Annotated in this window: 18 protein-coding genes; 14 read left to right on the top strand and 4 right to left on the bottom strand. The window is 73.2% G+C overall.

Annotated features, from left to right (window positions below; all coding sequences use genetic code 11):
* Nucleotides 1-17 precede the first annotated feature (17 nt).
* Nucleotides 18-338, bottom strand: a complete 321-nt coding sequence (locus Asi03nite_RS10060; RefSeq protein ID WP_203678305.1) for a hypothetical protein — start codon at nucleotides 336-338, stop codon at nucleotides 18-20.
* A 163-nt stretch (nucleotides 339-501) separates the two neighbouring features.
* Between Asi03nite_RS10060 and lpdA the strand changes: the two genes are divergently transcribed.
* The 5 genes from lpdA to lipB all read left to right on the top strand — a co-directional run bounded on the left by lpdA (nucleotide 502) and on the right by lipB (nucleotide 7,336).
* On the top strand, nucleotides 502-1,893 hold the full coding sequence (lpdA, locus tag Asi03nite_RS10055; RefSeq protein ID WP_203678304.1) for a dihydrolipoyl dehydrogenase: 1,392 nt from the start codon (nucleotides 502-504) through the stop codon (nucleotides 1,891-1,893).
* A gap of 45 nt (nucleotides 1,894-1,938) precedes the next feature.
* Nucleotides 1,939-3,741 (top strand): 2-oxoglutarate dehydrogenase, E2 component, dihydrolipoamide succinyltransferase, encoded by a 1,803-nt coding sequence (sucB, locus tag Asi03nite_RS10050; RefSeq protein ID WP_203678303.1) that lies wholly within the window; start codon nucleotides 1,939-1,941, stop codon nucleotides 3,739-3,741.
* An 89-nt stretch (nucleotides 3,742-3,830) separates the two neighbouring features.
* Nucleotides 3,831-4,745 (top strand): TIGR01777 family oxidoreductase, encoded by a 915-nt coding sequence (locus tag Asi03nite_RS10045; RefSeq protein WP_203678302.1) that lies wholly within the window; start codon nucleotides 3,831-3,833, stop codon nucleotides 4,743-4,745.
* Nucleotides 4,746-4,775: 30 nt separating this feature from the next.
* Entirely contained in the window at nucleotides 4,776-6,674 is a 1,899-nt protein-coding gene (locus Asi03nite_RS10040) for a DUF6311 domain-containing protein (RefSeq protein WP_203678301.1), read from the top strand.
* A 32-nt stretch (nucleotides 6,675-6,706) separates the two neighbouring features.
* Entirely contained in the window at nucleotides 6,707-7,336 is a 630-nt protein-coding gene (gene lipB / locus Asi03nite_RS10035; protein WP_203678299.1) for a lipoyl(octanoyl) transferase LipB, read from the top strand.
* A gap of 250 nt (nucleotides 7,337-7,586) precedes the next feature.
* Here lipB and aspS read toward each other — a convergent pair whose 3' ends face one another.
* Nucleotides 7,587-8,834 carry an aspartate--tRNA(Asn) ligase gene (gene aspS / locus Asi03nite_RS10030; RefSeq protein WP_203678298.1) on the bottom strand — a complete coding sequence of 416 codons (1,248 nt, stop codon included), beginning with the start codon at nucleotides 8,832-8,834 and terminating at the stop codon, nucleotides 7,587-7,589.
* A gap of 390 nt (nucleotides 8,835-9,224) precedes the next feature.
* On the opposite strand from aspS, the gene lipA reads away from it, so the two are divergent.
* The gene (gene lipA / locus Asi03nite_RS10025) at nucleotides 9,225-10,121 is read left to right on the top strand and encodes a lipoyl synthase (protein ID WP_203678449.1); all 897 of its coding nucleotides are present in this window, start codon (nucleotides 9,225-9,227) and stop codon (nucleotides 10,119-10,121) included.
* A gap of 226 nt (nucleotides 10,122-10,347) precedes the next feature.
* Here the strand turns inward: lipA and Asi03nite_RS10020 are convergent, their stop codons facing one another.
* On the bottom strand, nucleotides 10,348-10,596 hold the full coding sequence (locus Asi03nite_RS10020; protein ID WP_203678297.1) for a hypothetical protein: 249 nt from the start codon (nucleotides 10,594-10,596) through the stop codon (nucleotides 10,348-10,350).
* Nucleotides 10,597-10,878: 282 nt separating this feature from the next.
* Here Asi03nite_RS10020 and Asi03nite_RS10015 point away from each other — a divergent pair, with 282 nt between their 5' ends.
* The 6 genes from Asi03nite_RS10015 (at nucleotide 10,879) to Asi03nite_RS09990 (ending at nucleotide 17,943) form a co-directional block, all read left to right on the top strand.
* Nucleotides 10,879-11,571, top strand: a complete 693-nt coding sequence (locus Asi03nite_RS10015; RefSeq protein ID WP_203678296.1) for a DUF4191 domain-containing protein — start codon at nucleotides 10,879-10,881, stop codon at nucleotides 11,569-11,571.
* Between the two features lie 63 nt (nucleotides 11,572-11,634).
* Nucleotides 11,635-12,951: a hypothetical protein gene (locus Asi03nite_RS10010; RefSeq protein WP_203678295.1), complete on the top strand. Its 1,317-nt coding sequence runs from the start codon at nucleotides 11,635-11,637 to the stop codon at nucleotides 12,949-12,951.
* Nucleotides 12,952-12,961: 10 nt separating this feature from the next.
* Nucleotides 12,962-14,620, top strand: a complete 1,659-nt coding sequence (locus Asi03nite_RS10005; protein ID WP_203678294.1) for a right-handed parallel beta-helix repeat-containing protein — start codon at nucleotides 12,962-12,964, stop codon at nucleotides 14,618-14,620.
* Between the two features lie 37 nt (nucleotides 14,621-14,657).
* A complete protein-coding gene (locus Asi03nite_RS10000; RefSeq protein WP_239102573.1) occupies nucleotides 14,658-16,139 on the top strand; it encodes a type VII secretion protein EccE in 1,482 nt (493 codons plus the stop codon).
* On the top strand, nucleotides 16,136-17,392 hold the full coding sequence (locus Asi03nite_RS37730) for a hypothetical protein (RefSeq protein WP_239102572.1): 1,257 nt from the start codon (nucleotides 16,136-16,138) through the stop codon (nucleotides 17,390-17,392). Before Asi03nite_RS10000 ends, Asi03nite_RS37730 begins: the two co-directional genes overlap by 4 nt.
* Before the next feature lie 194 nt (nucleotides 17,393-17,586).
* A complete protein-coding gene (locus Asi03nite_RS09990; protein ID WP_203678291.1) occupies nucleotides 17,587-17,943 on the top strand; it encodes an aromatic-ring hydroxylase C-terminal domain-containing protein in 357 nt (118 codons plus the stop codon).
* A gap of 99 nt (nucleotides 17,944-18,042) precedes the next feature.
* On the opposite strand, the gene eccCa is transcribed toward Asi03nite_RS09990, so the two are convergent.
* The gene (gene eccCa, locus Asi03nite_RS09985; RefSeq protein WP_203678288.1) at nucleotides 18,043-21,999 is read right to left on the bottom strand and encodes a type VII secretion protein EccCa; all 3,957 of its coding nucleotides are present in this window, start codon (nucleotides 21,997-21,999) and stop codon (nucleotides 18,043-18,045) included.
* A 184-nt stretch (nucleotides 22,000-22,183) separates the two neighbouring features.
* Here eccCa and eccD point away from each other — a divergent pair, with 184 nt between their 5' ends.
* Both eccD and eccB read left to right on the top strand, forming a co-directional pair.
* Nucleotides 22,184-23,587 carry a type VII secretion integral membrane protein EccD gene (gene eccD / locus Asi03nite_RS09980; RefSeq protein WP_203678287.1) on the top strand — a complete coding sequence of 468 codons (1,404 nt, stop codon included), beginning with the start codon at nucleotides 22,184-22,186 and terminating at the stop codon, nucleotides 23,585-23,587.
* A 7-nt stretch (nucleotides 23,588-23,594) separates the two neighbouring features.
* On the top strand, nucleotides 23,595-24,950 hold the full coding sequence (gene eccB / locus Asi03nite_RS09975; protein WP_203678281.1) for a type VII secretion protein EccB: 1,356 nt from the start codon (nucleotides 23,595-23,597) through the stop codon (nucleotides 24,948-24,950).
* The last annotated feature ends 266 nt before the right edge of the window (nucleotides 24,951-25,216 follow it).

Below are 25,216 nucleotides of genomic sequence, written 5' to 3'. Positions count from 1 at the left end.
GGCGTCGCCCGGCCCGATCAGGCCGGGCGACGCTTCTGCCGGGCGTTGTAATCGCGCATCCGCTGCGGATACCCGAGCAGGCGGACGTCATAGATCGGCAGTGACAGCTGCTGGGCGAAACGGCGCGCGACCTCGGGCGACTGAATGCGCCGACGGGTCCATTCGCCGTCGTGCGCGACGAGCAACACGGTGGTCTCGGTCACCGTCGTGCGTGGCTCGACAAAGGCCTCGACGCCCGTCCTGGTGCGGACGAATTGCGTAAGATGCTCCAGATCGGCCTGATCCAACGGCCGCCCGCCGGGTCCACTGGTGCGCGGGCGACGCCGAAACCACGCCACTGCTCCTCCTCACGCCGAATGCCGCAAGGGTACGACGACGCGACGTGTCTTGGGGCACCTGACTGCATTGAGCGGGTCTTCAAGTGACAAGATGTCCGAGACGGGACTGTGACCGTTTCCATTGTGTGACCCACATGGCGACGACTCGACTACTGGAGTCAACGTGAGCCAGCCGAACGGCGGAACCTTCGACATCGTCATTCTCGGCGCGGGCAGCGGCGGGTACGCGGCCGCGCTGCGCGCCGCCGAGCTGAATCTCTCGGTGGCGCTGATCGACAAGGCCGAGGTCGGTGGCACCTGCCTGCACCGCGGGTGCATCCCGACCAAGGCGCTGCTGCACGCGGCGGAGATCGCCGATCAGACCCGGGAAAGCGAGCAGTTCGGCGTCAAGGCCGACCTGGTCGGCATCGACATGGCCGGGGTGAACGCGTACAAGGACGGCGTCGTCGGCCGTCTCTACAAGGGCCTGCAGGGCCTGCTCGGCCACAACAAGAACATCACGCTGGTCGCCGGCGCCGGCAAGCTGGTCAGCCGGGACACCGTCGAGGTGAACGGGCAGCGCTACACCGGCCGCAACATCATCCTGGCCACCGGCTCCTACTCGCGGACCCTGCCGGGCCTGGAGATCGACGGCACCCGCGTGATCGCCAGCGAGCACGCGCTGAAGCTGAACCGGGTGCCGAGCTCCGCGATCGTGCTGGGCGGCGGCGTGATCGGCGTCGAGTTCGCCAGCGTCTGGAAGTCGTTCGGCGCGGACGTGACCATTGTCGAGGCCCTCCCCCGCCTGGTCGCCGCGGAGGACGAGGAGATCTCCAAGACGGTCGAGCGCGCGTTCCGCAAGCGGAAGATCAATTTCAAGGTGGGCAAGCCGTTCGAGAAGGTCGAGAAGACCGAGAACGGCGTCCGGGTCACCATCGCCGGCGGCGAGACCCTCGAGGCCGAGGTCCTGCTGGTCGCGGTCGGCCGTGGCCCGTCCACCGCGGGCCTGGGGTACGAGGAGCAGGGCCTGACCCTGGAGCGCGGGTTCGTGATCGTCAACGAGCGCCTGCACACCGGGGTCGGCAACATCTACGCCGTCGGCGACATCGTGCCCGGCCTGCAGCTCGCGCACCGCGGCTTCCAGCAGGGCATCTTCGTCGCCGAGGAGATCGCCGGCAAGAACCCGGCGGTCATCGACGAGGCGGGCATCCCGCGGGTCACCTACTCCGACCCGGAGATCGCCTCGGTCGGTCTCACCGAGGCCAGGGCCAAGGAGCGGTACGGCGCCGACAAGGTCACGTCGTACAACTACAACCTGGGCGGCAACGGCAAGAGCCAGATCCTCAAGACCGCGGGCTTCGTCAAGCTGGTCCGGGTGGAGGACGGCCCGGTGGTCGGCGTCCACATGGTCGGCGCCCGGATGGGCGAACTGGTCGGTGAGGCCCAGCTGATCTACAACTGGGAGGCCTTCCCGGAGGAGGTCGCCCAGCTCGTACACGCCCACCCGACGCAGAACGAGGCGCTGGGCGAGGCCTTCCTCGCGCTCGCGGGTAAGCCCCTGCACGCGCACAGCTGAACAGCTGATTCGATCGCATCACTGCGTTAAGGAGTTTGGGGAAAAATGCCGGTATCGGTAACCATGCCGCGGCTGGGTGAGAGCGTCACCGAGGGCACCGTCACTCGCTGGCTCAAGCAGGAGGGCGAGCGGGTCGAGGTCGACGAGCCGTTGCTCGAGGTCTCCACCGACAAGGTCGACACGGAGATCCCGTCGCCCGCCGCGGGTGTGCTCACCCGCATCGTGGTCGGCGAGGACGAGACCGCGGAGGTCGGCAGCGAGCTGGCCGTCATCGCCGGGGAGGGTGAGGACGCCGGATCGGCGGCCGCCGCTCCCCAGCAGGAGGCTCAGGCCGAGCCGGAGCCGCCGGCGCCCACCACGCCGTCGACCGAGAAGCCGGTCGAGGAGGAGGCGCCCGCGCCGCAGACCGCCACGAGCGGTTCGGCCGAGGGCACCGAGGTGAAGATGCCGGCGCTCGGGGAGAGTGTCACCGAGGGCACCGTCACCCGCTGGCTCAAGCAGGTCGGCGACACCGTCGAGGTGGACGAGCCGCTGCTCGAGGTCTCCACCGACAAGGTGGACACCGAGATCCCGTCGCCGGTGGCCGGCACGGTCCTGGAGATCAAGGTCCCGGAGGACGAGACCGCCGAGGTCGGCGGCGTGCTGGCCATCGTCGGGTCCGCCGCTTCGGCGCCGGCCGCGGCCCCGAAGCCGGAGCCCCGGCCCGAGCCGAAGCCGGAACCCGAGCCGGAGCCGAAGGCCGCTCCCGCGCCGGCCCCGCAGCAGGCCCAGCCGAAGGCGGAGCAGGCCCCGATCGGCGAGTCCTACGCGACCCCGTCGCCCGAGGCCGAGACCAGGCCGCCGGCCCCGGCCGCCGCTCCCGCGCAGCCGGCCGCGCCGGCCGCCGAGACGGTCCGGGCGAACGGCGCCGGCGACGCCGGCTACGTGACCCCGCTGGTCCGCAAGCTCGCCGCGGAGAAGGGCGTGGACCTGTCCTCGCTGACCGGCACCGGCGTCGGAGGCCGGATCCGCAAGCAGGACGTGCTCGACGCCGCGGAGAAGGCCGCCGCGAAGGCCGTCCCGGCCGCCGCCGCTGCCCCGGCCGCCCAGGCGCCCGCCACCAAGGCCAAGCCGGAGCCGAGCCCGCTGCGCGGCCGCACCGAGAAGCTGACCCGCATCCGGGCCACCATCGCCCGGCGCATGGTGGAGTCGCTGCAGGTCTCGGCGCAGCTCACCACGGTGGTCGAGGTGGACGTCACCAAGATCGCCACGCTGCGGAACAAGGCCAAGGCCGACTTCCAGGCCAAGCACGGCGTCAAGCTGACCTTCCTGCCGTTCTTCGCCCTGGCCACGGTCGAGGCGCTGCAGCAGCACCCGGTGGTCAACTCCTCGATCGACGTCGAGGCCGGCACCGTCACCTACCACGGCGCCGAGCATTTGGGCATCGCCGTGGACGCGCCGAAGGGCCTGGTCGTCCCGGTCATCAAGGACGCCGGCGACCTGAACCTGGCCGGGCTGGCCAAGCGGATCGCGGACCTGGCGGACCGCACCCGCAACAACAAGATCGGTCCGGACGAGATCGGCGGCGGCACCTTCACGCTGACCAACACCGGCAGCCGGGGCGCGCTCTTCGACACCCCGATCATCAACCAGCCGCAGGTCGGCATCCTCGGCCTGGGCGCGGTCGTCAAGCGCCCGGTGATCGTGAACGACCCGAACCTGGGTGAGATCATCGCGCCGCGCTCGATGGTCTACCTGGCGCTCAGCTACGACCACCGGATCGTGGACGGAGCGGACGCCGCCCGCTTCCTGATGACCCTCAAGGAGCGCCTGGAGGCCGGGCACTTCGAGGCCGACCTGGGCCTCTGACCGCCTTGTGAGAAGCCGGGAGTGCGTACGCCGTACGTACTCCCGGCTTTTTGTTTTGCTTCGAAAGATCTCCGGGAAAGAGTCACCCCATGCGGATCGTCATGGCCGGCGCCTCCGGCTTCCTCGGTGCCCGGCTCGCCGACAGGTGGCGCCGGAGCGGCCACGACATCACCCGGCTGGTCCGGAGGCCGCCCGGGGCGGGCGAGGCGGCCTGGACGCCGTCGCAGGGCCGGCTCGACCCGGCCGTGCTCGCCGGCGCCGACGCGGTGGTCAACCTGGCCGGCGCGAACATCGGCGCCCGCCGCTGGACCGCGAGCTACCGGAACGTGCTGCGGGCCAGCCGGGTGGACAGCACCGACACGATCGCCCGGGCCATCGCGAAGCTGCCGCCCGGCGACCGCCCGCGCACCCTGCTGCAGTCCTCCGCGGTCGGCTGGTACGGCGACACCGGCGACCAGGAGGTCGCCGAGGAGGCTCCGGCCGGGACCACGTTCCTGGCCGATCTCTGCCGCGTCTGGGAGGCCGCCGCCCGGCCGGCCGAGGACGCCGGCGCCCGGGTCGTGCTGCTGCGCACCGCACCGGTGCTGGACCGGCAGGGCTCGCCGCTCAAGCCGCTGCTGCCATTGTTCAAGCTGGGCGGCGGGGCCCGGATCGGCGGCGGGCGGCAGTGGATGGCCTGGATCGCCCTGGCCGACTGGCTGGCCGCCGCGGACTTCCTGCTGGAGCGCGAGGAACTGGCCGGCCCGGTCAACCTGGTCTCCGCACAGCAGTGCACCAACCTGGAGTTCACCCGGGAACTGGCCCGGCAACTGCGCCGGCCGGCGCTGCTGACCGTGCCGGGGCCGGTGCTCGACCTGGTGCTGGGCGAGCTGGCCGGCGAGGCGCAGCGCAGTCAGCGGGCGATTCCCGGCGTTCTGCGCGATGCCGGGTTCTCGTGGGCGTACCCGGACATCCAGTCCGCTCTGGCGGCAGCTCTCCGCCCGCAACCGGCCATGACCCGCTGAATCCCCACCGACGCTGCTAACCTGCGCGTGATGTCCGTCGCCGCCCCCGCCCCCGCCGCGTCCGCCGATCCCCCGTCCGAGGAGCCCGTCACCACGCCCGGCCACCGGCCGCGCGAGTGGCCGACGCACCTCACGTTCGCCGTCGTCGCACTCGCCTTCGGCGTGTACGTGACGAGTGGCCTGTGGTCGGATCCGTACACCCACGTCCTCGCCGACAACGTCGGCGACCAAGCCTTCTTCGAATGGCTGATGGGGTACGGGTACTACACCGTCACCCAGGGCGCGGACCCGTTCTTCACCCACCTGCTGAACGCCCCGAACGGCGTCAACCTGGCCGCGAACACCTCGATCACGGTGTACACCGTGCTGTTCTCGCCGCTGACGCACCTGGCCGGGCCGCAGATCAGCTTCGTCACCGTGCTGACGCTGAACCTGGCCGGGTCGGCCTTCGCGTGGTACCTGTTCCTGCGCCGCTGGCTGGTCCGCAACGCCGGGGCGGCCGCCGTGGCCGGCCTGTTCTGCGGGTTCGCCCCGGGCTTCATCTCGCACGCCAACGGGCACCTGAACTGGACCGCGGGCTGGGTCGCCCCGGTGGTGATCTGGCAGGTGCTGCGCCTGCGCCAGCCGGGCCGCTGGCTGCGCAACGGCATCGTGCTCGGGGTGCTGCTCGCGATCGGCTTCTCGATCGCCGCCGAGGGCCTGTTCTTCACCGCCCTGGCCAGCGGCGTCTTCGTGCTGGTGTGGTCGATCGCCAAGCCGGTGCGGGCGGAGGCCCGGGAGGCCCTGCCGACCGTGCTGCGCGCGCTCGGCGTGACCGCGGTGGTCGCCGGGACGTTCCTCGGGTACCCGCTCTACATGCACTTCGCCGGGCCGCAGACGTTCTCCGGGACCGGCTTCAACCAGCGGTACTTCGTCGAGGACGCCGCGGCGTACCTGTCGTTCCCGAACCGCTCGCTGGCGGGCTGGCTCGGCTGGCACGCCGATCTGGCGCCGAACCGGACCGAGGAGACGTCGTTCTTGGGCGTACCCCTGGTGGCCCTGCTGGTCTTCTCGTTCTTCCTGATCCGGCGCCGGTCCGATCCGGGGCGCCGGGCCACGTTGCGCGCGGTCGGCGTGGTCGGCGTGGTGTTCTTCCTGCTCTCCCTCGGCCCCCGGCTGAACTGGAACAAGCACGAGCACGACGACATCCCGCTGCCCTACGCCGCGCTGGTCCACCTGCCGCTGTTCGACTCGGCGCTGCCGATGCGGTTCGCGCTGGTCGTGGTCGGCGTCTTCGGCATCCTGCTGGCGCTGCTCATCGACCAGCTGCTGACCCGGCGGCGGCCGTCGAACCGGATCGGGGTCCTGCACACCGCGCTGGCCTCGGCCGTCGTGGTGAGCCTGCTCCCGATCGTCCCGCTCCCGCTGCGGATCCAGCTGCGCGCCCCGGAGCCCTCGTTCATCGCGGACGGGACCTGGAAGAAGTACGTGCCGGCGGGCGGGACGATGTCCGCGCTGCCGTTCGCGGCGAACGTGACGGCGGACGGGCAGCGCTGGCAGTCGTACACGATGGCGCGCGGCGGGCGGCAGTTCCGCATCCCGGACGGGTACTTCCTCGGCCCGCAGAGCAACGACGAGCAGGGCCGGAAGAAGGAGGGCCGGATCGGGGCGCCGCCGAAGGCCACCGACTGGCTGTTCCTGCGCGCCGCCTGGTACGGCTACGTCGCCAACGTGAACAACGGGGACCGCGCGCAGGCGCGGGCCGACTTCGGGTACTGGGGGCTGGACGCGGTGTTCCTGCTCCCGGAGATCACCGGCTCGGACCACCAGACGCTGAACCGCAGCGCGCTGGAGACCACCGCCCGGGCGCTGCTCGGCGAGCCCGAGGTGACCGACGGGGGCGTGCTGGTGTGGCGCATCCGTCGCGGTGTGGACCCCGTCGACCGTTAGGTACTGATGAGTACGGAGCTAGGCTGAGCGCTGTGACAACCTCCGTACTCACCGTTCTGCGCCCTGGGCTGGTCGACTACCGCGACGCGTGGGACGAGCAGAAGCGTCTGCACGAGGCCGTGGCCGACGGCGACCGGCCGGACACGGTCCTGCTGCTGGAGCATCCCAGCGTCTTCACCGCCGGCAAGCGCACCGAGCCGGCCGACCACCCGTGGGACGGCACCCCGGTCGTCGACGTCGACCGCGGCGGCAAGATCACCTGGCACGGGCCGGGCCAGCTGGTCGGGTACCCGATCCTCAAGCTGCCGGACCCGGTCGACGTGGTCGCCTACGTACGCCGCGTCGAGCAGATGCTGATCGACGTCTGCGCCGAGTTCGGCGTGGCCACCGGGCGGGTCGAGGGCCGCAGCGGCGCCTGGGTCCGGGCCACCGACGGCGGGCCGGACCGCAAGATCGCCCAGATCGGGATCCGGGTGGCGCGCGGCGTGACGCTGCACGGGTTCGCGCTCAACTGCGACTGCGACCTGGCGAATTTCGACAGGTTCGTGCCCTGCGGGATCCGGGACGCCGGGGTGACCTCGCTGAGCGCCGAGCTGGGCCGCCCGGTCACGGTGGCCGAGGTGCTGCCGGTCGTCGAGCGGCACCTCACCACCCTCTTCTGATCCGGAAGACCACCGGGCCACCTCTTCCGGGGCACGCCAGGTGGTCGCCCGTAGGGCGTGGCGTCGGTGGGCATCAGCACGCCGGGGTCGGATCGGGCAGGTCGAGTGCGGGCGCGCCGGCGTGGCGGCGGGCCCGCGCAGGAGCAGCCGGACCACCGCGACGGCGGCCCCGGCCGTGCTGCCAGGGCGCCCGGCGTGGCTCCGGCACCGGGGCCGGAGCCACGCCGAGGTCGATCAGCGCTGCTCCGGACTACGGCGCGATCCGGTGCGGGTCGCGGGGGAACGCGGTGACCTCGCGGACGTTCGCGACGCCGGTCAGCCGGGCCACCAACCGCTCCAGGCCGATCGCCCAGCCGCCGTGCGGGGGCATCCCGTACCGGAAGGTGTCCAGGTAGCCCCGGTAGGCCGCCAGCGGCTCCCCGGCCGCGCTCAGCGCGGCGACGTAGTCCTCGTACCGATGCAGCCGCTGACCGCCCGTGACGATCTCCAGACCCCGGAAGAGCAGGTCGAACCCGTTCGAGTACGCCGGGTCGGCCGGGTCCGGATGCGTGTAGAACGGCCGTTTCCGCATCGGGTAGCCGGTCACGAAGAGGAACTCGGAGCCGTGCTCGCGCCGCGCCCACTCGCCCAGCGCCCGCTCGTGCGCCGGCGCCAGGTCGGGCTCGTCGTCCGGCGCCCCGGCGATCCGCAGCGCCTCGGCGAAGCGCACCGCCGGGATCTCCGCCGGCACCTCCGGGACCGCGAGCCCGGTGCGCCCGGCGACCTCGCCGAACATTCCGGCGATCGTCCTGGTGAGCGCCGCCATCACGTCGCGGTGGTCGGCGACGAAGCCCATCTCGGCGTCGAGCGACGTGTACTGCGTCAGGTGCCGGGCGGTGTCGCTGTTCTCCGCGCGGAACACCGGGCCGACCTCGAAGACCCGCTCGAAGACGCCGACCATCATCTGCTTGTAGAACTGTGGCGACTGGGCCAGATAGGCGGGCCGGCCGAAGTAGTCAAGCTCGAAGACGTCCGCCCCGGACTCGGTCGCCGACTCGACGATCTTCGGCGTGTGGATCTCGACGAATCGCTGCGCCTCCAGCGCCTTGCGGAAACCTGCGGTGACGGCCGCGGCCACGGCCAGGCCGGCCCGCCGGGCCGGATGCCGCAGGGCGAGGGCCGCGTGGTCCAGCTGGGTGGGCAGGCTCGCGGTCAGCGCCGGCCGGTGCAGTTCGAACGGCAGCGGTACGTCCACAGCGGAGCGCACCCGGACCTCCGGCGCGGTCAGCTCCACACCGCCCGGCGCCTGCGGGTTCGGGGTGACGGTGGCGACGACGGAGACGACGCTCTCCTCCTGGATCCCGCCGGGCTCGTGGAGCACCACCTGGGCCAGGCCGGCGGCGTCCCGCAGGATCAGGAAGGACACCGACTTCAGCCGGCGGATGCGGTGCACCCAGCCCTCGACCAGCACTTTCTCGTGCGGGTGGGCGGCCAGTTCGGTGGAGAGGATGCGTTGCACGGCGGTTACCTCCTCGGGTTGCTGCAACGCGGCCCCAGGGAGGTGCGGGCGAGCGGGATCCTCGCGGTACCACCGCACCTTCGCGCCCCGCCTGCTGGCGGGAGCGCCTCTTGCACTGCTCGGCTCCGGGGTGTCTTCACGCTCCGGCGCTCGGGCCACCTTCACAGCTGCCGGTGGCTCTCTCGGCCGGCGGATCGGAGCGTTACTCGGTCCCATCACTGCCGTGCGCCGACGTTAAGCCCCGTCTCGCCTTCTGTTCAACGGGTTTTCCGCGTGCGCCGGTGATCGCGGTCACAGACTAGGGCACGTGAGCCTCGTCGCCCCTACGCCGCAGCGGTTGCTCCCCGGCGTATCTTCGGGGTTGTGACTATTGCTCCCGAGGGCCGCCGCATGCTGCGCATCGAGGCGCGCAACGCCGAAACTCCCATCGAGCGGAAGCCGCCGTGGATCAAGGTCAAGGCGAAGATGGGCCCTGAGTACACCCAGATGCGCGGGCTGGTCCAGAAGGAGGGCCTGCACACCGTCTGCCAGGAAGCCGGCTGCCCCAACATCTACGAGTGCTGGGAAGACCGTGAGGCGACCTTCCTGATCGGTGGCGATCAGTGCACCCGCCGCTGCGACTTCTGCCAGATCGACACCGGCAAGCCGGCCGAGTTCGACGCCGATGAGCCGCGCCGAGTCGGTGAGTCGGTCGCCACCATGGGCCTGCGCTACGCGACGGTCACCGGCGTGGCCCGCGACGACCTGCCCGACGGCGGCGCCTGGCTCTACGCGGAGACCGTCCGGCAGATCCACAAGCTGCAGCCCGGCTGCGGTGTCGAGCTGCTGATCCCCGACTTCAACGCCGACCCGGCCCAGCTCGCCGAGGTCTTCGGCGCGAGCCCCGAGGTGCTCGCGCACAACGTCGAGACCGTTCCGCGGATCTTCAAGCGCATCCGCCCCGGTTTCCGTTACGAGCGCTCGCTCGACGTGATCACCCAGGCCCGGGCCGCCGGCCTGGTCACCAAGAGCAACCTGATCCTCGGCATGGGCGAGGAGCGCGCGGAGATCTCCGCCGCTCTCCGCGACCTGCACGCGGCCGGCTGCGAGCTGATCACCATCACGCAGTACCTGCGCCCCACCCCGCGGCACCACCCGGTCGAGCGCTGGGTCAAGCCGGAGGAGTTCGTCGAGCTCCGCGAGGAGGCCGAGGCGATCGGCTTCGCCGGTGTGATGAGCGGCCCGCTGGTCCGCTCGTCGTACCGGGCGGGTCGCCTCTACCGTCAGGCCCTCGACGCCCGCGGCTGATCCCGGTCACCCGGATCCCGTTCCCGGCCCCGCACCGGGGCCGGCGCGTTTCCCGCGCGGTTCGCCGGCGCCCGGTGGACCGCCCCGGAGCGCCGTGTCCCGCGGCTTGCCGGCGCTGGGTGCACCGCCGCGCCCCGCACGGGACGCTGTGTCCCGCAAGGCCGTGAAGGCCCGCAACCGCCACAGGTCATCCGTTGCCTGGAGTGATTGCGGGCCTTCGGCCGGGTCACTTCTTGCCCTTCTTGCCCTTCTTGTCCTTGCTCTGCTTGCCCCTGCCGTCGCGTTCCCGGCGGAACTCGGCAAGCCGGCGATCGGTCTCGCCCTCGGCGGCGGCCGTCTCGGGGAACATCACCGGGTACATCAGTCGGGCGAAGACCAGGAAGATCGGCGCCGTCCAGGCCCACCAGGGAATCCCGGAATCCGGACCGAACAACACCTCCACCACCCGGTAACTCGTGTCGACGGCGTTGTCCATCACCGGCTCCCCGGCGACGAACGGAACTTGTCGTACATGACGGCTCCCTAGGCTGTTGGTCGGCCCCACATATCGGGCAGCCGCCGGACGGGATTAGCCTTCGCCCGCCGGGACCGCCGCGACGAGCGCTGGAGCTCGGTATCCGCTCCGGCCCGGCAACCCGCCGCACCGGTCCGGCAACCCGGCGCAGCGGGCGGTTCCGGCCCGGTACCGCCTCGGCCGGGACGCGCCCGGGTCCCCGGGACGCCGTAAGGTACCTGAGGCTGACTACACTTTCCGGCTATGGCAAAACCCCAGGAGAAGGTGTCGTTCGTCGAGCGCCTGAAGCAGATCGGCCAGGTGTTCAGCTTCACCGCGAAACAGGACAAGTGGTTCGTCCCGCTGGTCGCCGCGGCGGTGCTGATCCCGGTCGCGCTGACCGTGCTCGCCGTGCTCCTGGGCTGGGGGTTGCTCTGGATCCCGGTCGGCGTGCTGGTCACCCTGCTGGCCGTGCTGATCGTGCTGAACCTGCGTTCCAACACCGCGATGATGAACGTGGCGGAGGGCCAGCCCGGCGCCGCCGCCTCGCTGATGGAGAACATGCGCGGCGACTGGCGGGTCCGCCCGGCGGCCAGCTCCACCACACAGTTCGACATGGTCCACGTGGTGATCGGCCGCCCCGGCGTGATCCTGCTGGCCGAGGGCCACCCGCAGCGCGTCAGGGCGCTGCTCGGCCAGGAAAAGAAGCGCCTGTCGAAGGTGATCGGCAACGCGCCGCTCTACGACTACGTGATCGGCACCGAGGAGGGTCAGCTCCCGGTCCGCAAGCTGCGCTCGACCATGCTGCGGCTGCCCCGCAACCTCACCGGCAAGGACGTCAACGCGCTGGACAAGCGGCTCGGCGCGCTGATGGCCCGCCCGCAGATGCCGAAGGGAGCGATCCCGAAGAACATGCGCCCGAGCAAGGGCGCGTTCCGGCAGCAGCGCCCGCGCTGAGCTTCGCGCCCTACCCGGTGGTCCACCCCCACCACCGGGCCGCGAACCGAAGACGGAGACGAGATGCCAACCGCTGGGCCTTACCGCCTGGAGCGTCAGCTGTCCCGCTGCGAGGTCGGTGACGTCTGGTCGGGCGCCGGCGAGCGGGGGCGTCCGGTGACGGTCGCCCGGCTCAACGAGCTGGCGTCGGCAGACGAGCGCTGGCGAGGCGCTTTCCAGGCGGCTGCCGAGGCGCTCGGCCAGGCCGGCGCCGACCGGTTGCCGGTCACGGCCTCCGACCATGCCGCCGAGCGCCCCTGGGTGGCCTGTTCGGGCCCGGAGGGCAGCGCCGCGGAGATCTTCACGGCGCTCGGCCAGACCCTGGAACCGGTGGCGCCGGTGCCGGGTCCGCCGCCCGCCGCCGGCGAGACGACGGCAGAGCCACCCGCCGATCCGGTACGTGCGGAGTCCGCGCCCGCCGAGCCGGAGCCACCGACGATCCCGTTCCAGGCCGTGCCCCGCCCGGCCTCCGCCCAGCCGGTGTCCGCGCAGCCTGTGTCCGCGCAGCCTGTGTCCGCGCAGCCGGTGTCCGCGCAGCCGGTGTCCGGTGATTCGATGTCGAACCTCCCGGCGTTCGGCAACCCGATCTCCGCGGTTCCCGTCTCCGCGACCCCCACGTCGTACCCTCGCACCGCCGACGACGGACCGCGGCCGGACCGCCTCCTGCTGCTGATCGTGACCTTGGTCTCTCTCCTGGTCGGCGCCGCCGGCGGCGCGGCTGTGGTCGCCGCGACCGGCGGCGGCGAGCCGGCGGCGACAGCCGGTCCCGCGCCGGCCACCTGGACCGACGCCCAACTGCTGCTGCCGAGCACCCCACCGGCCGCGCCCGGACTGCCCCCGGCGCCGGACGGTGAGTGGCCCGAGGACTGGCCGACGTTCGAGGGCCAGGAGTCCGGCGTGCGCGACGTGACAGATCTGGACGGGGTCGGCTTCGACTTCCGGATCCCCGAGGGCTGGAGCTGCGTGCTCGCCGAGAAGGCGGCGGCCGCCGTGCACTACCGCTGCGGCATCTTCGCGGGCGAGACCGTCACCACCGGCGGCGACCTGTTCGTCCGCGCCTGCCCGGCGGTCTGCGACGACGCCGCCCGCGTCGCCCTGCGACAGCGTGAGGAGGCGTGGGGTCTACGGTGGACGAGCGGCACGTCCCTGCGCTCCTGGATCGAGAACCCCGAGGTCGACGGCAAGCCGACCTACGGCGTGCTCTACGTCGGATTCTGGCGCGGCGCCCCGGAAGAGGTGCTGAACCGGGAGGTCGTCCTGCGGATGACCGCGCCGGCCGCCGCCGCGGCCGAGGTGAGGAAAGTAGCCGACACCGTCCGCGACCGCACGTACACGCAATAAGGAGATCCTCGTGGCCAGCATCCTGGCGGTCCCCGGGACCTACCCGACGATCCGAGACGCGCTGGAGGTGGCACCGGACGGCGCGGTGATCAGTGTCGGCCCCGGGACGTACCGGGAGCGGATCGAGCTGACCGGCCGGCGGCTGACCCTGCGCGGCACCGGGGACGAGGGCGCCGTCGTGGTGGACGCGGCCGCGCTGGAGGGCCCCGCGCTGGCCGTGCTCAGCGGCGAGGTGACCGTCGAGGGGCTGGATCTGACCTCCGGGGACTATCCGGCGATCGCCGCCACCGGCGCCCGCCTGACCGTCCGCAAGTGCCGGCTCCGGGCCGGTTACGGCCCGGGCCTGCAGGCCACCGACATGTCCACTGTCGACGCCACCGAGGTGCGCGTGCTGCGCGGCCAGAACGGGCTGGTCTTCTCCGACTCCGGCGGCACCGTCGAGTCCTGCGAGATCCGTGGGGTGAACGACGACGGCGTCATCGTCCGGCTCGGCGCCGACCCGGCGATCCGCAACACCACGGTGGCCGGATGCGGCTACCGCGGGATCTACATCTACCAGTCCGGCCGGCCGGTGATCGAGCGCTGCGACGTCTCCGGCACCGGCGACGCCGGCATCGTGGTGGCCAACAGCAGCGCCCCGGCGATCCGGGAGACCTGGGTGCACCAGACCGCCGGGCCCGGGATCGTGTTCGGCGCCGGCTGCACCGGTGTGGTCGAGCAGTGCCGGGTGGAGGGCACCGCCGAGCCGAAGGTCTCCGTCGACCCGCGCGCGCGGGTCACCGTGACGCTCTCCGAGGACGGGCCGGCGCCGCGGGCCGGGATCACCGAGTCCGGCGGCGGGCAGGACGCCGCCGAGGTCGACCGGCTGCTCACCGAGCTGGACTCGATGATCGGACTGGCCGGGGTGAAGAACGAGGTCCGCGCGCTGATCGACGAGATCCAGGTGAACGAGTGGCGGCGCAGCGCCGGGCTCTCGGTCGGCGCCGCCAGCCACCACCTGATCTTCACGGGCGCCCCGGGCACCGGCAAGACCACCGTGGCCCGCGTCTACGGCCAGCTGCTCAAGGCGCTCGGCGTGCTGCCGAACGGCCGGTTCCGCGAGGTGTCCCGGCGCGATCTGGTCGGGCAGTACATCGGGCACACCGCGGAGAAGACCACCTCGGTGTTCGAGGAGGCGATGGGCGGGGTCCTGTTCATCGACGAGGCGTACACGCTGTCCCGGGCCGGCGGCGCCAGCGCCGACTTCGGCCAGGAGGCGATCGACACCCTGGTCAAGCTGATGGAGGACCACCGCGACCAGGTCGCCGTGATCGTCGCCGGCTACACCCGGGAGATGCTCGATTTCCTGGACGCCAACTCCGGTCTGGCCTCCCGGTTCGCCAAGACCCTCGAATTCGAGAACTACGGGCCCGACGAGCTCGTGATGATCGCGACCCGGATCGCGAAGAACGACGACTACGCGTTCGCGCCAGGCCTCGCCGAGGCGCTGCACGAGCACTTCTCGCAGATCGAGCGGGACCGCAACTTCGGCAACGCGCGGGAGGCGCGCAAGCTGCTGGAGGGGATGCGCAAGGCGCAGTCGGGGCGGCTGCGGTCGCTGGGCCGGATGCCGAGCCGGGACGATCTGACCACTCTGGTCCTCGACGATCTGCTGACCGCGATCCGCTGACCCATAGAATGGGCTCTCTATGGGGGGGAGGCTTGTGGTGAATCCAGGTGACGGTTACCCACCTGCCTCCCAGCCGCTCTTCCCGCCGGCCGGCGCCGCGCAGCCGATCCCGCCGCAGGCCGGGCAGCCGCAGACGACCGGTCTCCCGCAGGCGGCCGGACCGGCCGGGGCGTTCGGGGCGCCGCAGCAGGCCGGTGTCCCGCAGCAGGCTCACGCGGCCGCCGCGGCCACTCCCCTGCGCCGCCCCGGCACGCAGGCCCGGGGCAGTGTTCCGGTGCCCACCTCCGGAGTGCCACCGCGCCCGGCACCGCCGTCCAGCCCCGCCGACGCGTCCACCGACGCCGGGGTCCGGGCCATTCCGCGCCGCGGCCAGGTCGGCCCGCTGAGTCTCACCCAGATCGTGATCGCCGAGCTGGCGGTGCTCGCCACCGTCGCGGCGGCCACCCAGGGACTGATCCCCGGGCTGGTCACCGGCGTACCCGGGCTGGTCCTGATCGGCATCTTCTTCGCCCGGCAACGGGGCCGCTGGTGGCTGGAGCACCGCCAGGTCGCCCGCGGGCACGCGCGCCGCCGCGCCGCCGCGCTGGAGACCGGCGCCGGGCCGGTGCTGGCCGCGCTCCGCACCATCGCACCCGGCCTGGCCGTCCGGGACCTGACGTCCCAGGACGGCGCCCGCGCCGGGGTGGCCCGGGACGAGGCCGGCTGGTTCAGCGTCCTGGCCCTGGCCCCGGCCGCGCCGGTGCACCACGACGCCGCGCCGATCCCGCTGGACGCGCTGGTCGGCGTGCTGGCCGCGACCGAGCAGCCGGGCGTGGTGCTGGAGCTGGTCACGCACACCGTGCCGGCGCCCAGCCCGGACGTGCACGCGGCGTCGCCGGCCGGATCGTCGTACCGGCAGCTGGTCGAATCGCTCAGCCCGCAACCGGTCCCGGCGCACCGGGAGTCCACGATCAGCGTCCGGGTCGACGCCCGGGTGCTCGCCGAGGCGCTGCACGACCACACCGCCGACCTGGAGGCCGCCGCCCTGGTGGCCGGCCTGGGCCGGAAGGTGGCGACCAGCCTGCGCCGGATCGGCATCGGCTGCCGGGTGCTGGACGCCGGCGAGCTGCTCGCGGTGCTGGCCCGGTCCTGTGACGTCGAGGCCGGGTCGCTGGCCGAGGGCTCGCAGGTCGACGAGGAGTGGACGCACTGGCGGTCGGCGCGGCTGGTGCACCGGACGTACTGGTTGAAGACCTGGCCGGCGTCGGCCGGCGAGATCGGCTCGCTGTTCGCCTGGGCGGCGACCGCGCCGACCGCACAGACCAGCGTGGCTCTGGTCCTCAACGCGGCGGCCGACGGGGACGACGTGGCGGTCCGGGCGTTCATCCGGCTGGCCACCCGGCCCGACGCGGACCTCGGCGCGCTCGACCGGGTGCTGGTCGAGGGGGTCAGACGGGTGGGCGCGGAGTTGCAGCCGCTGGACGGGGAGCACGGGCCCGCCGCCTATGCGACGGCGCCGACAGGAGGTGGGGCGGGATGACGCCACCGGATCGGGAGGGCGCCTGGCGGCCCCCTCAGCAGCGGACCCCCGACTCCTCGGAGCCCTCCCCCGCGTCCGCGGACCCCGGCTCCGGCGAGGGCGACCAGCGGCCCCTGCCCGCGCCGCCCGAGGTTCTCCCGCCGTCGGCAGTGGCGCGGGCGCAGGTGCGCCCTCCGCAGTCCTCGCTGCCTCCGCCGCCCGCCGGCTTCTCGCAGACCACGCCCGCTCAGTTCCCTCCCGCCACGTCCGCGCGGCCCGCACCGGCCGGTTTTCCGCAGGCGCAGCCGTCACCGCCGCAAACCCAGGTGGCGCCGCTCCCGGCCCCGCCGCAGATCGTGCCGTTCCAGCAGGCCGGTCAGCAGGACCTTACCGATGCGAGGGGACAGCGCCTGGCCGAGGGACAAGGCGTAACGGACGCGACCGCCCGGCGCCTGGCCGCTCCGCAGCTCACCTCCGCGCCGCTGGCCGGGGCGCAGGGTCGCGCGCTGGCCGCCGCGCAGGCCGGGCAGGAGGACGGTCCGCCCGAGGAGCCGTCCGGCGAGGACGAGCAGGCGCGCACCGGCCCGTCCGGCAAGACGTCCCCGCTGCACATCGGCTGGCACGCGATCTCCCGCAGGACGCTGCGCCGGGTGACCGTCGCGCCGGCCGCCGGCGCCGGGCTGGTCCTCGGCCGGGACCGTCAGCACGCCCCGGTCCCGCTGCACCTGTTCGCCCCCGAGCCGGTCCGGATCGTCCTGGTCGGCGGGGTGTGGGCGGCCCAGTTGCTGATCTTCCGGGCGTTCGCGCTGGGCGCCCGGGTGAGCGTGGTGACCACCGAGCCCCGTGCCTGGGCCGGCTTCGGCGAGCGCGCCACCGGGCAGTACAACCGGCTCACCGTGCACGGCAGCGACCAGGGCGTCGCGCCGGCCGGAAGTGCCCAGACGCCCACCCTGGCGGTCTACGACCTGGGCATGACCGGCCCGGCCACCGCCCCGCCGCTCGGCCCGTGGCGTACCCAGCTCACCATCCTGCGCCAGCTGGACCGTCCCGGCGTCGCCGCGCTGCAGGACGCCCAACTGGCCCTGCTCCAGCGCCTCGGCGGGGACGAGGCCGCGCTGGCCGCCTCGGCGCTCAGGCTGCGCCCGCACAGCAGCCAGTTCCTGCAGTTCATGGCCGACGACATGCTGGCGCTGATCGGCGAGGGCACGGACCGCTACCTGTTCCTGGCCCAGACCCCGACCGAGCAACAGTTCGTGGGCCTCCCCCGCCGTTGATCCACTCCGAGCGCCAGCCCCCGCTTGCCGGTTGACGGCCCGGGGCCCCTCACGCCCGAGGTCGCACCCCGCAGCGCCGTCCGCGGCTCGGTGGCTGGGGTCAGGGGTGCGTCGGGGCCGGGGCGGGGCGCGGGCCGGGGCCGGACGCGGCCGCGCGCAGCTGAGTGGGACTCATCCCCCACCAGCGGCGGGCGATGCGGCTCAGCACCGCCTGCTCGGCGAACCCCACCGGAGAGGAACTGCTGGACAGCTACGACGCGGAGCGGCGCCCGTGGGGTCACGACGTCGCCGAACACACCCTGGCGCAGACCGCCCTGATCACCGCCATCACGCCGGCCGGGCAGGCGCTGCGGAAGCTGTTCGGCGACCTGATCGGCACGCACCCGGATCTGGAGTTGACCCGGCGCGGCGCGGGAAGCACCTCGGGAGACCAGCCCGGCGGGACTGTGGCGCTGGTGCGGCCGGACGGGCACATCGCGTGGGCTTCCGGCGATGCCGGCCCCGGTGAGGCGGCTCGGCAAGCCGCGGATGTCCTTGGCGTCCGCTTCTGACCATGACATGCCGGTCAGCTCGGGGATCGCGGCGGCGATCCGCCGCGGTGATCTCCGATCCGGTCGCATACGGCCGGCTCGGGCGGGTGGGCCGGGCGGTCAGCGGACCGGCGGGGTCCAGGCCAGCTGGACCAGGCGGGCACCGTGCTTCCGGGTGATCATCCAGGCCCGGCCCGGCGGGAGGGTCTGCGGCTTGAGGTTGCCGAACAGCGGGCCCTCCTCCCGGGGACCGGACATCATGAGGCCCGGTGACGCGAGCTCCCGGATCCGCCCGATGACCGGGTCGAACATGGCCCGGGCCGCGCCGCCGATCCGGCGGGTGATCACCAGGTGCAGGCCGATGTCCCGCGCCTGCGGGAGGAACTCCAGCAGGGGCAGCAACGGGTTCTGCGCGGCGGCCGCCACCAGGTCGTAGTCGTCGACCAGGACGTACAGCTGCGGGCCCTTCCACCAGCTCCGGTTGCTCAGCATCTCCGGGGTGACGTCCGGCCCGGGCAGCCGCTCCCGCATGGCCACCGCGACCTGGCTGATCAGGTCCGCGGTGACCTGGTGCGAGGTGCCGTAGCCGATGGTGTTCTCCGGCGGGACGACGCCGAGCAGGCTGCGCCGCAGGTCGACCAGGAGCACCCGGGCCTCGGACGGGCTGTTGCCGGCCACTAGCGACTTGGCCAGGCTGCGCAGGAACGAGCTCTTGCCGCTCTCGACGTCGCCGAAGAGCAGCGCGTGCGGCTCGGCGTCGAAGTCCAGCCAGACCGGCTGCAGGTCGGACTCGGCGATGCCGATCGGGACGAGCGGGCCGCGGGACGGCGGCAGCGCCTCGAACGGCAGCTCCGGCGGCAGCAGGCGGACCCGCGGCGCGGGCGGCCCGCTCCAGTGCTCGGTGGCGTGCTTGACCAGCTCGGCGACCGCCTCGGCCAGGTCGTCGGCGCGCTGCTCGCGGTCGATGCGGGGCAGCGCGGCGAGGAAGTGGTGCCCGTCCGGGGTCAGGCCGTGGCCGGGCGAGGCATCCGGCACGTTCACCGCCTCCCGCCGGTTGATCAGCGAGTCGGACGGCTCACCGAGGCGCAGCTCGACGCGGGTGCCGAAGACGTCGCGGATCTGCGGGCGGACGTCCATCCAGCGGTTCGTCGCGGCGACCACGTGGATGCCGAAGCCGAGGCCGCGGTTGGCCAGGTCGTTGACGGTCGGCTCGAGGTCCTCGAACTCGGCGCGCAGCGTGGACCAGCCGTCGACGATCAGGAAGACGTCGCCGAACGGGTCCTCGGCGAACCGGCCCTGCTGTCTGGCCCGCCGGTAGGCGGACATGCCCTCGACGTTGCGCTGGGCGAACAGGTCCTCCCGGCCGCGCATCAGGCCGTGCACCTCGGCGATCGTGCGCCGGACCCGGTCCACGTCGCGACGGGTGGCGATGCCGCCGACGTGGGGCAGGTCCGTCAGGCCGCTGAGCGGGCCGCCACCGAAGTCCAGCCCGTAGAACTGCACCTCGCGGGGCGTGTGGGTGAGCGCCAGGCTGGTCACCATCGTACGCAGCAGATTGGATTTTCCGGATTGTGAGCCGCCGACCACGAGCAGGTTGCCGGCGGCGCCGGAGAGATCCAGCCACATCGGATCGCGACGCTGGTCGAACGGTTTGTCGATGATGCCGAGCAGGGCGTGCAGGCCGGCGAAGCGCTCGGCCGCGTCCACCTGCAGGCCGCGGTCCGGCATCGAGATCACCGGCGGCAGCATCTGGCCCAGCGTGGGCGCCTTCTCCAGCGGGGGCAGCCACACCTCGTGCGCCGGGGTGCCCTGGCCCTCCATCTGCCGGGCGAGGACGTCCATCAGCGTGTCGCCCTGAACCTGCTCCTCCAACTCCCGGCCGGCCTCCTCCGGCTCCGGGCGCTGGAGGAGCAGGGGGGCCACGTAATACGTGCCGAACTCGCGGATCGGGCTGCCGGCCCCGGCGCCGCCGGCCGCGACCACACCCTCCCGGCGGACCGCGCCGGACACATACGCCGCCTTGAGCCGGACCAGGCCGTCGGTGCCGGCGCGCAGATATCCGTGGCCGGGGTGGTGCGGCAGCTCGTAGGCGTCCGGCACGCCCAGCACGGCCCGGCTCTCCATGGAGGAGAAGGTGCGCAGACCGATGCGGTACGACAGGTGGGACTCCAGCCCGCGCAGCCGCCCCTCCTCCAGCTTCTGCGAGGCCAGCAGCAGGTGGATGCCGAGCGACCGGCCCACCCGGCCGATCTGGACGAACATGTCGATGAAGTCCGGCCGGTCGGCGAGCAGCTCGGAGAACTCGTCGACGATCAGGATCAGGCTGGGCAGCGGGGCCAGCGGGACCCCGGCCGCGCGGGCCCGCTCGTAGTCCCGCGCCGAGGCGTAGTTGCCCGCCTTGCGCAGCAGCTCCTGCCGGCGGGTCAGCTCGCCCTGGATGGCGCCGAGCATGCGGTCGACCAGCGGCTGCTCGTCCTGCAGGTTGGTGATCATCGCGGCGGTGTGCGGCAGCCGGTCGAGCGAGGCGAACGTGGCGCCGCCCTTGTAGTCGACCAGCACGAAGTTCAGCGTCTCCGGGTGGTGGGTCAGCGCCAGCGCCACCACCAGCGTGCGCAGCAGCTCGGACTTGCCGGACCCGGTCGCGCCGATCAGCAGGCCGTGCGGGCCCATGCCGTCCTGCGCGGACTCCTTGAGGTCCAGCTCGACCGGGCGGCCGTCGACGCCGATGCCGATCGGCACCCGCAGCCGGTCCCGGTTGGGCCGGCTGGCCCAGAGGTCGGCCAGCTCGATCTGGTACGGATCGTCGATCTCCAGCAGCTCGGCCAGCCCCATGTCCTGGGAGATGGCCGGCGCGTCGCCGTAGGTCGCCGCGGACAGCCGCAGCGGCGCGAGTTCCCGGGCCAGCACCTCGATCTCGGCGGTCCCGAGCGTGTCCGCCCGGCCCACCTGCGTGGAACCGTCCATCGTGGTGCCGGTGACGGTCCCGTCCGGCGCGATCTCCAGCACCACCGAGCTGTCGTCGAGCAGCCGCGGCGGCGGCACCGACAGGTCGAGGATGGTGACGCCGGCCACGCCGCCCTCGGTCATCAGGTGGTCGGAGCCGGCCGTCGAGCCGCCGTCGATGATCACCACCACGTGCGGGCCGGCCGGCGGCGGGGCGACCGGGTCGAACCGCGGCCGGTTGACCAGCACGTCGTCGAGCATGGCCTCGAGCGCCGGCACACTGGGCGCGACCAGCCGGACCGGGCCGACCGCGTCGGTCTTGTCCGGGTGCTGGGCGTGCGGCAGCCATTTCGCCCACTCCCAGCGGAGCCGCTGGTGGTCCGGCACGCAGACACCGACGCGCAGGTCGTCGGGGGCGTGGAAGGTGGCGATCTGCGCGGTCAGCGCCCGGCAGAACCCGTGCACCGCCTCCTCGGAGCCACGCAGGTAGATATGCGAGAAGTCGCGCAGCGCGACGGAGACCGGCAGGTCGGGCACGACCGAGTAGGTGTTGACGAACTTGCGCAACGCCATCGCGCACAGCGGCTCCAGCTCGTCCACCGGGCGGGTCTGCGGCGGGACCAGCCGGGTCGCCACCTCCTGCACGCCCACCGCGATCCGCACCACGGTGAAGTCGGCGTCGTTGCGCCGCCGCTCCCAGAGCCGGCCGCTGTCCGCGAAGGTCCACAGTGTCGCCGGGTCGGGATTGCGGTAGTAGAGCGCCTCACGCTGCTGCCGGATGGTGTTGCGCAGCTGGGCGCGCAACTGGGAGAGGTGACGCAGATACTGCCGGCGGGACTCGATCATCTCGCGCTTGCCCGGGCCCGAGGTGTTGGTCGCCATCATCGCGATCATGCCGAGGACGGACACTCCGTACATCGCGCCGGCGACGTAGGTCAGCGGGCCGCCGCGCTGCACCCCCATCATCAGGCCCATCGCCGCCGCGCCGGCGCCCATCGGCAGCACCATCAGCATCCGGGTCCAGCCCTTGCCGCCGGGCGGCGGGATCTCCGGGGGCGGATCCAGCAGCACCTCGCCCGACGGCATCACCGGCGCGGGCCGGCGGGGAGGGCGCTTGACGATGCTGACGGTCACGCTGGCTCTCCCCGAAGCTGCTGAACTCCCCTTCGTCCCATCCTAGCCAGCCATTCGCCGCGGCGAATCCCACAGGAGTGGGCCTGTTAGGGTCTGTCACACGGATCGCGCGGGCGCGATGCGGGGTCCGCGGGACCGGTTCCTGAGTTCGGGTGGGCGCAAAGGCACAGCTGGAGGTGACCTCGTGACCGCACCGGGTGGCCCGAGTCTGGCCCGGGTGACGATCGCCGCGCCGACCCGCCGGATGGACGTCGCCCTGCCCGACAACATGCTCGTCGGGGAGCTGCTGCCGCATCTGCTGCGGCACGCCGAGGGGGCGCTCGGCGAGCCGGCCGAACGGCACGGCGGGTGGGTGCTGCGGCGGGCCACCGGCGCCGCGCTCGAGCCGCACCGCAACCTGGCCGCGCAGGGCGTCCGCGACGGCGAGCTGCTGCACCTCAAGCCGGCCCGGGAGGACTGGCCCGAGCTGGCGTACGACGACGTCGTCGAAGTGATCGCGAGCGGCGCCCGCCGCGCCGGGCGGTCCTGGGGCGCCGCCGCCACCCGCCGCTGCGGCCTGGCCGTCTTCGCCGCGGCCCTGCTGGTGGGCCTGCTCGGCCTGGCGATCGGCGGCCCGTCCCGGCCGGTCTCGGCGATCGTCGCGCTGGCTGTCGCGCTCGGCCTGGCCGTGGTCGGCATCCTGCTGTCCCGGGCGTTCACCGACGCCGGCGCGGGCGCCGTGGTCGCCGCGAGCGGCCTGCCCTACGCGTTCCTCGGCGGGGCCTGGCTGATCGCCGACTCCGGGTCCCGCCTGCTCGGCGTCGGCGCGCCGGCCCTGCTGCTCGGCTCCGCGGTGCTGCTGGTGCTCAGCGTGCTCGGCCATGCCGGGGTGGCCGGGCTGCCCCGGCTCTTCGTCGCCGGCATCGCGACAGCGCTGACCGGCCTGCTCGCCGCGCTGCTCACGCTCGCCGGGGTGTCCGCCGACGGCGCCGCCGCGGTGGCGCTGACCGCCGCGATCGGCCTGCTCCCGGGTTATCCGGTGCTGGCCAGCTGGATCGGCCGGCTGCCGTTCCCGGAGCTGCCGAGCCGCGCCGAGGAGATCCTCAAGGACAAGCCGATGCCCCGCCGGGCGGACGTCTTCGCCGCGGTGGTCCGGGCCGACGAGGTGCTCTCCGGCCTGCTGCTCGCGGCCGCGTTCAGCAGCATCGTCACGATCCTCCACCTCACCTGGTCCGGTCCGGGCACGTCCGCGGTGCTGCTGATCGTCGCCGCGGTGACCGCGCTGATGCTGCGCGCCCGCCTGCTGGCCACCCCGCGGCAGCGCGGCCCGCTGCTGGTCGCCGGGGTCGCCGGTCTCGCGGTGCTGGGCATCGGCGCGGTGGTCACCGGTACGGTCCCGGGCCTGCTGGTGCTGGCCGGCGCGATGCTGGCCGGGGCGGTGGCGCTGCCGGCCGCGGTGATCTACAGCCAGAAGCAGCCCTCGCCCTACCTGGGCCGGGCCGCCGACCTGCTGGACGTCATCGCGATCATGGCGTTGATCCCGCTGGCGTGCGCGGTGATGGGCGTCTTCGACGACATCCGCGGGCTGTTCTCCTCGATCGGCGGGTGAGGCGCGGATGGCCTCGCGGCGCGACCAGCTCCAGTCGTACCAGTTCCTGAACCAGCGGGTCATCTCCGCGTTCGTGATGCGCGAGACCGACCCGGCGCAGTCCCCGTTGCGGCGCGGCATCGGCGCGCTGTTCGGCGGGCTGATGCTGGCCATCCTGATCGGCGCCGGCTTCGGCATCTACGGCATCCTCACCAAGGTCGGCACCGACCAGTGGAAGAGCGACGGCTCGGTGGTGGTCGAGCGCGAGTCCGGGGCGAGCTTCGTCTACCTGCGCGGCCGGCTCAACCCGGCGCTCAACTTCACCTCCGCCAAGCTGGCCGCCGGCCGCGCCAACCCCACGGTCTACCGCGTCGCGGCGAAGGCCCTGGCCGGCGTCCCGCGCGGTGTCACCGTCGGCATCCCGAACGCCCCCGCGTCGCTGCCCGCCGCCGGCCAGCAGGTCCGCCTCCCCTGGGCGATGTGCCTGGTGCCGGGCGAGAACCCGGCCGCCGTCCTGCTGGTCGGCGCGGCCGGTCCCGCGGGCGCCGACCTGGGCGAGCGAGGCCTGCTGGTCAGTGACGGCGGCACCGACACCGAGCTGATCTGGCACGGCCGGAAACACAAGATCCAAAACTCGAGGACCACACTTCCCGCGCTGTACGGGGCGGTCGACCCCACCCCCGTCGGCACGGCCTGGCTGAACGCCCTCCCGGCCGGCGCGGACATCGCCGCCGTCGGGGTGCAGAACCGCGGCGCCGCGTCCAGACTGGTCCCCGGCTTCACCAACGGCCAGGTCCTGGCGGTCGACGTCGGTGTCGACGGCAAGCAGTTCTACCTGGTGCTGGACAACGGGCTGCTGCCGATCAGCGCCCTGCAGCGCGCGGTGCTCAACGCGAGCTTCCCGGCCGACCCGAAGAACGTCCCGGTCACCGTGGTCTCGGGGGCCCCGCAGCTCAAGCCGGCCGGCAACGCCGAGGTGCAGCCGCCGGAGACGCCGCCCACACTGGCCACCGTCGCGGCCGGTACGACCGCCTGCGCGGTCACCCGGGCCGCCGCCGAGGCCCCGGCGATCAGCGTCGGCGGGGCCGCCTCCGCCCTGTCCTCGGCGGTCCCCACCAGCGGCGCCTCCGGCGGCCGCGCCCTGGCCGACGCGGTGGGTGTTCCGGCGGGCCGGTTCGCCCTGGTCCGGGTGCCCGGCTCGGGCGGCTACCAGGTGGTGACCGATCTCGGTCTGCGGCACGCGGTGCCGGACGCGGACGCTCTGGGCCGTCTCGGCTACGCCCCGGGCTCGGCGACGGTGGTCCCGACAGCTCTGGTCAACGCCATCCCGGCGGGCGTCACCCTCGACCCGGCGGCGGCCGCCAAGCCCGCCCCCACCAACTGACCCCGGCCACCGCACACCCGGCGCCCCTCAGCGGCCTCGCCCCCACCAACTGACCCCGGCCACCGCACGCCCGCGGCCTCACCCCGGGTCGGCCCCTCAGAATCCCGGCGCACCAAGACCGGCCACCGCCGGCCCGGCTGGCGCCCGGAAGCCCCTCCCGGACCGCGGGATCCCCCTCAGAACCAGCCCACCGCGCCCGGCTGGTAGCCAGCGGCCCCTGCGGCGATTCGCCGGCGCACCAGCGCCCCGGGGCGACCCCACCGCAC

This window comes from Actinoplanes siamensis (genome assembly GCF_016862395.1).
GTDB lineage: Bacteria > Actinomycetota > Actinomycetes > Mycobacteriales > Micromonosporaceae > Actinoplanes > Actinoplanes siamensis.
The sequence above is the reverse complement of the archived record's forward strand: the minus strand, read 5'-3'. Positions and strand labels throughout refer to the sequence as shown.

Bases quoted from the DNA above. Each gene is read 5' to 3' on its own strand.
- sucB (WP_203678303.1), top strand. From the start codon at position 1,939: ATGCCGGTATCGGTAACCATGCCGCGGCTGGGTGAGAGCGTCACCGAG.
- Asi03nite_RS10045 (WP_203678302.1), top strand. From the start codon at position 3,831: ATGCGGATCGTCATGGCCGGCGCCTCCGGCTTCCTCGGTGCCCGGCTC.
- Asi03nite_RS10040 (WP_203678301.1), top strand. From the start codon at position 4,776: ATGTCCGTCGCCGCCCCCGCCCCCGCCGCGTCCGCCGATCCCCCGTCC.
- lipA (WP_203678449.1), top strand. From the start codon at position 9,225: ATGCTGCGCATCGAGGCGCGCAACGCCGAAACTCCCATCGAGCGGAAG.
- Asi03nite_RS10020 (WP_203678297.1), bottom strand. From the start codon at position 10,596: ATGGACAACGCCGTCGACACGAGTTACCGGGTGGTGGAGGTGTTGTTC.
- Asi03nite_RS10015 (WP_203678296.1), top strand. From the start codon at position 10,879: ATGGCAAAACCCCAGGAGAAGGTGTCGTTCGTCGAGCGCCTGAAGCAG.
- Asi03nite_RS10010 (WP_203678295.1), top strand. From the start codon at position 11,635: ATGCCAACCGCTGGGCCTTACCGCCTGGAGCGTCAGCTGTCCCGCTGC.
- Asi03nite_RS37730 (WP_239102572.1), top strand. From the start codon at position 16,136: ATGACGCCACCGGATCGGGAGGGCGCCTGGCGGCCCCCTCAGCAGCGG.
- Asi03nite_RS09990 (WP_203678291.1), top strand. From the start codon at position 17,587: ATGCGGCTCAGCACCGCCTGCTCGGCGAACCCCACCGGAGAGGAACTG.
- eccB (WP_203678281.1), top strand. From the start codon at position 23,595: ATGGCCTCGCGGCGCGACCAGCTCCAGTCGTACCAGTTCCTGAACCAG.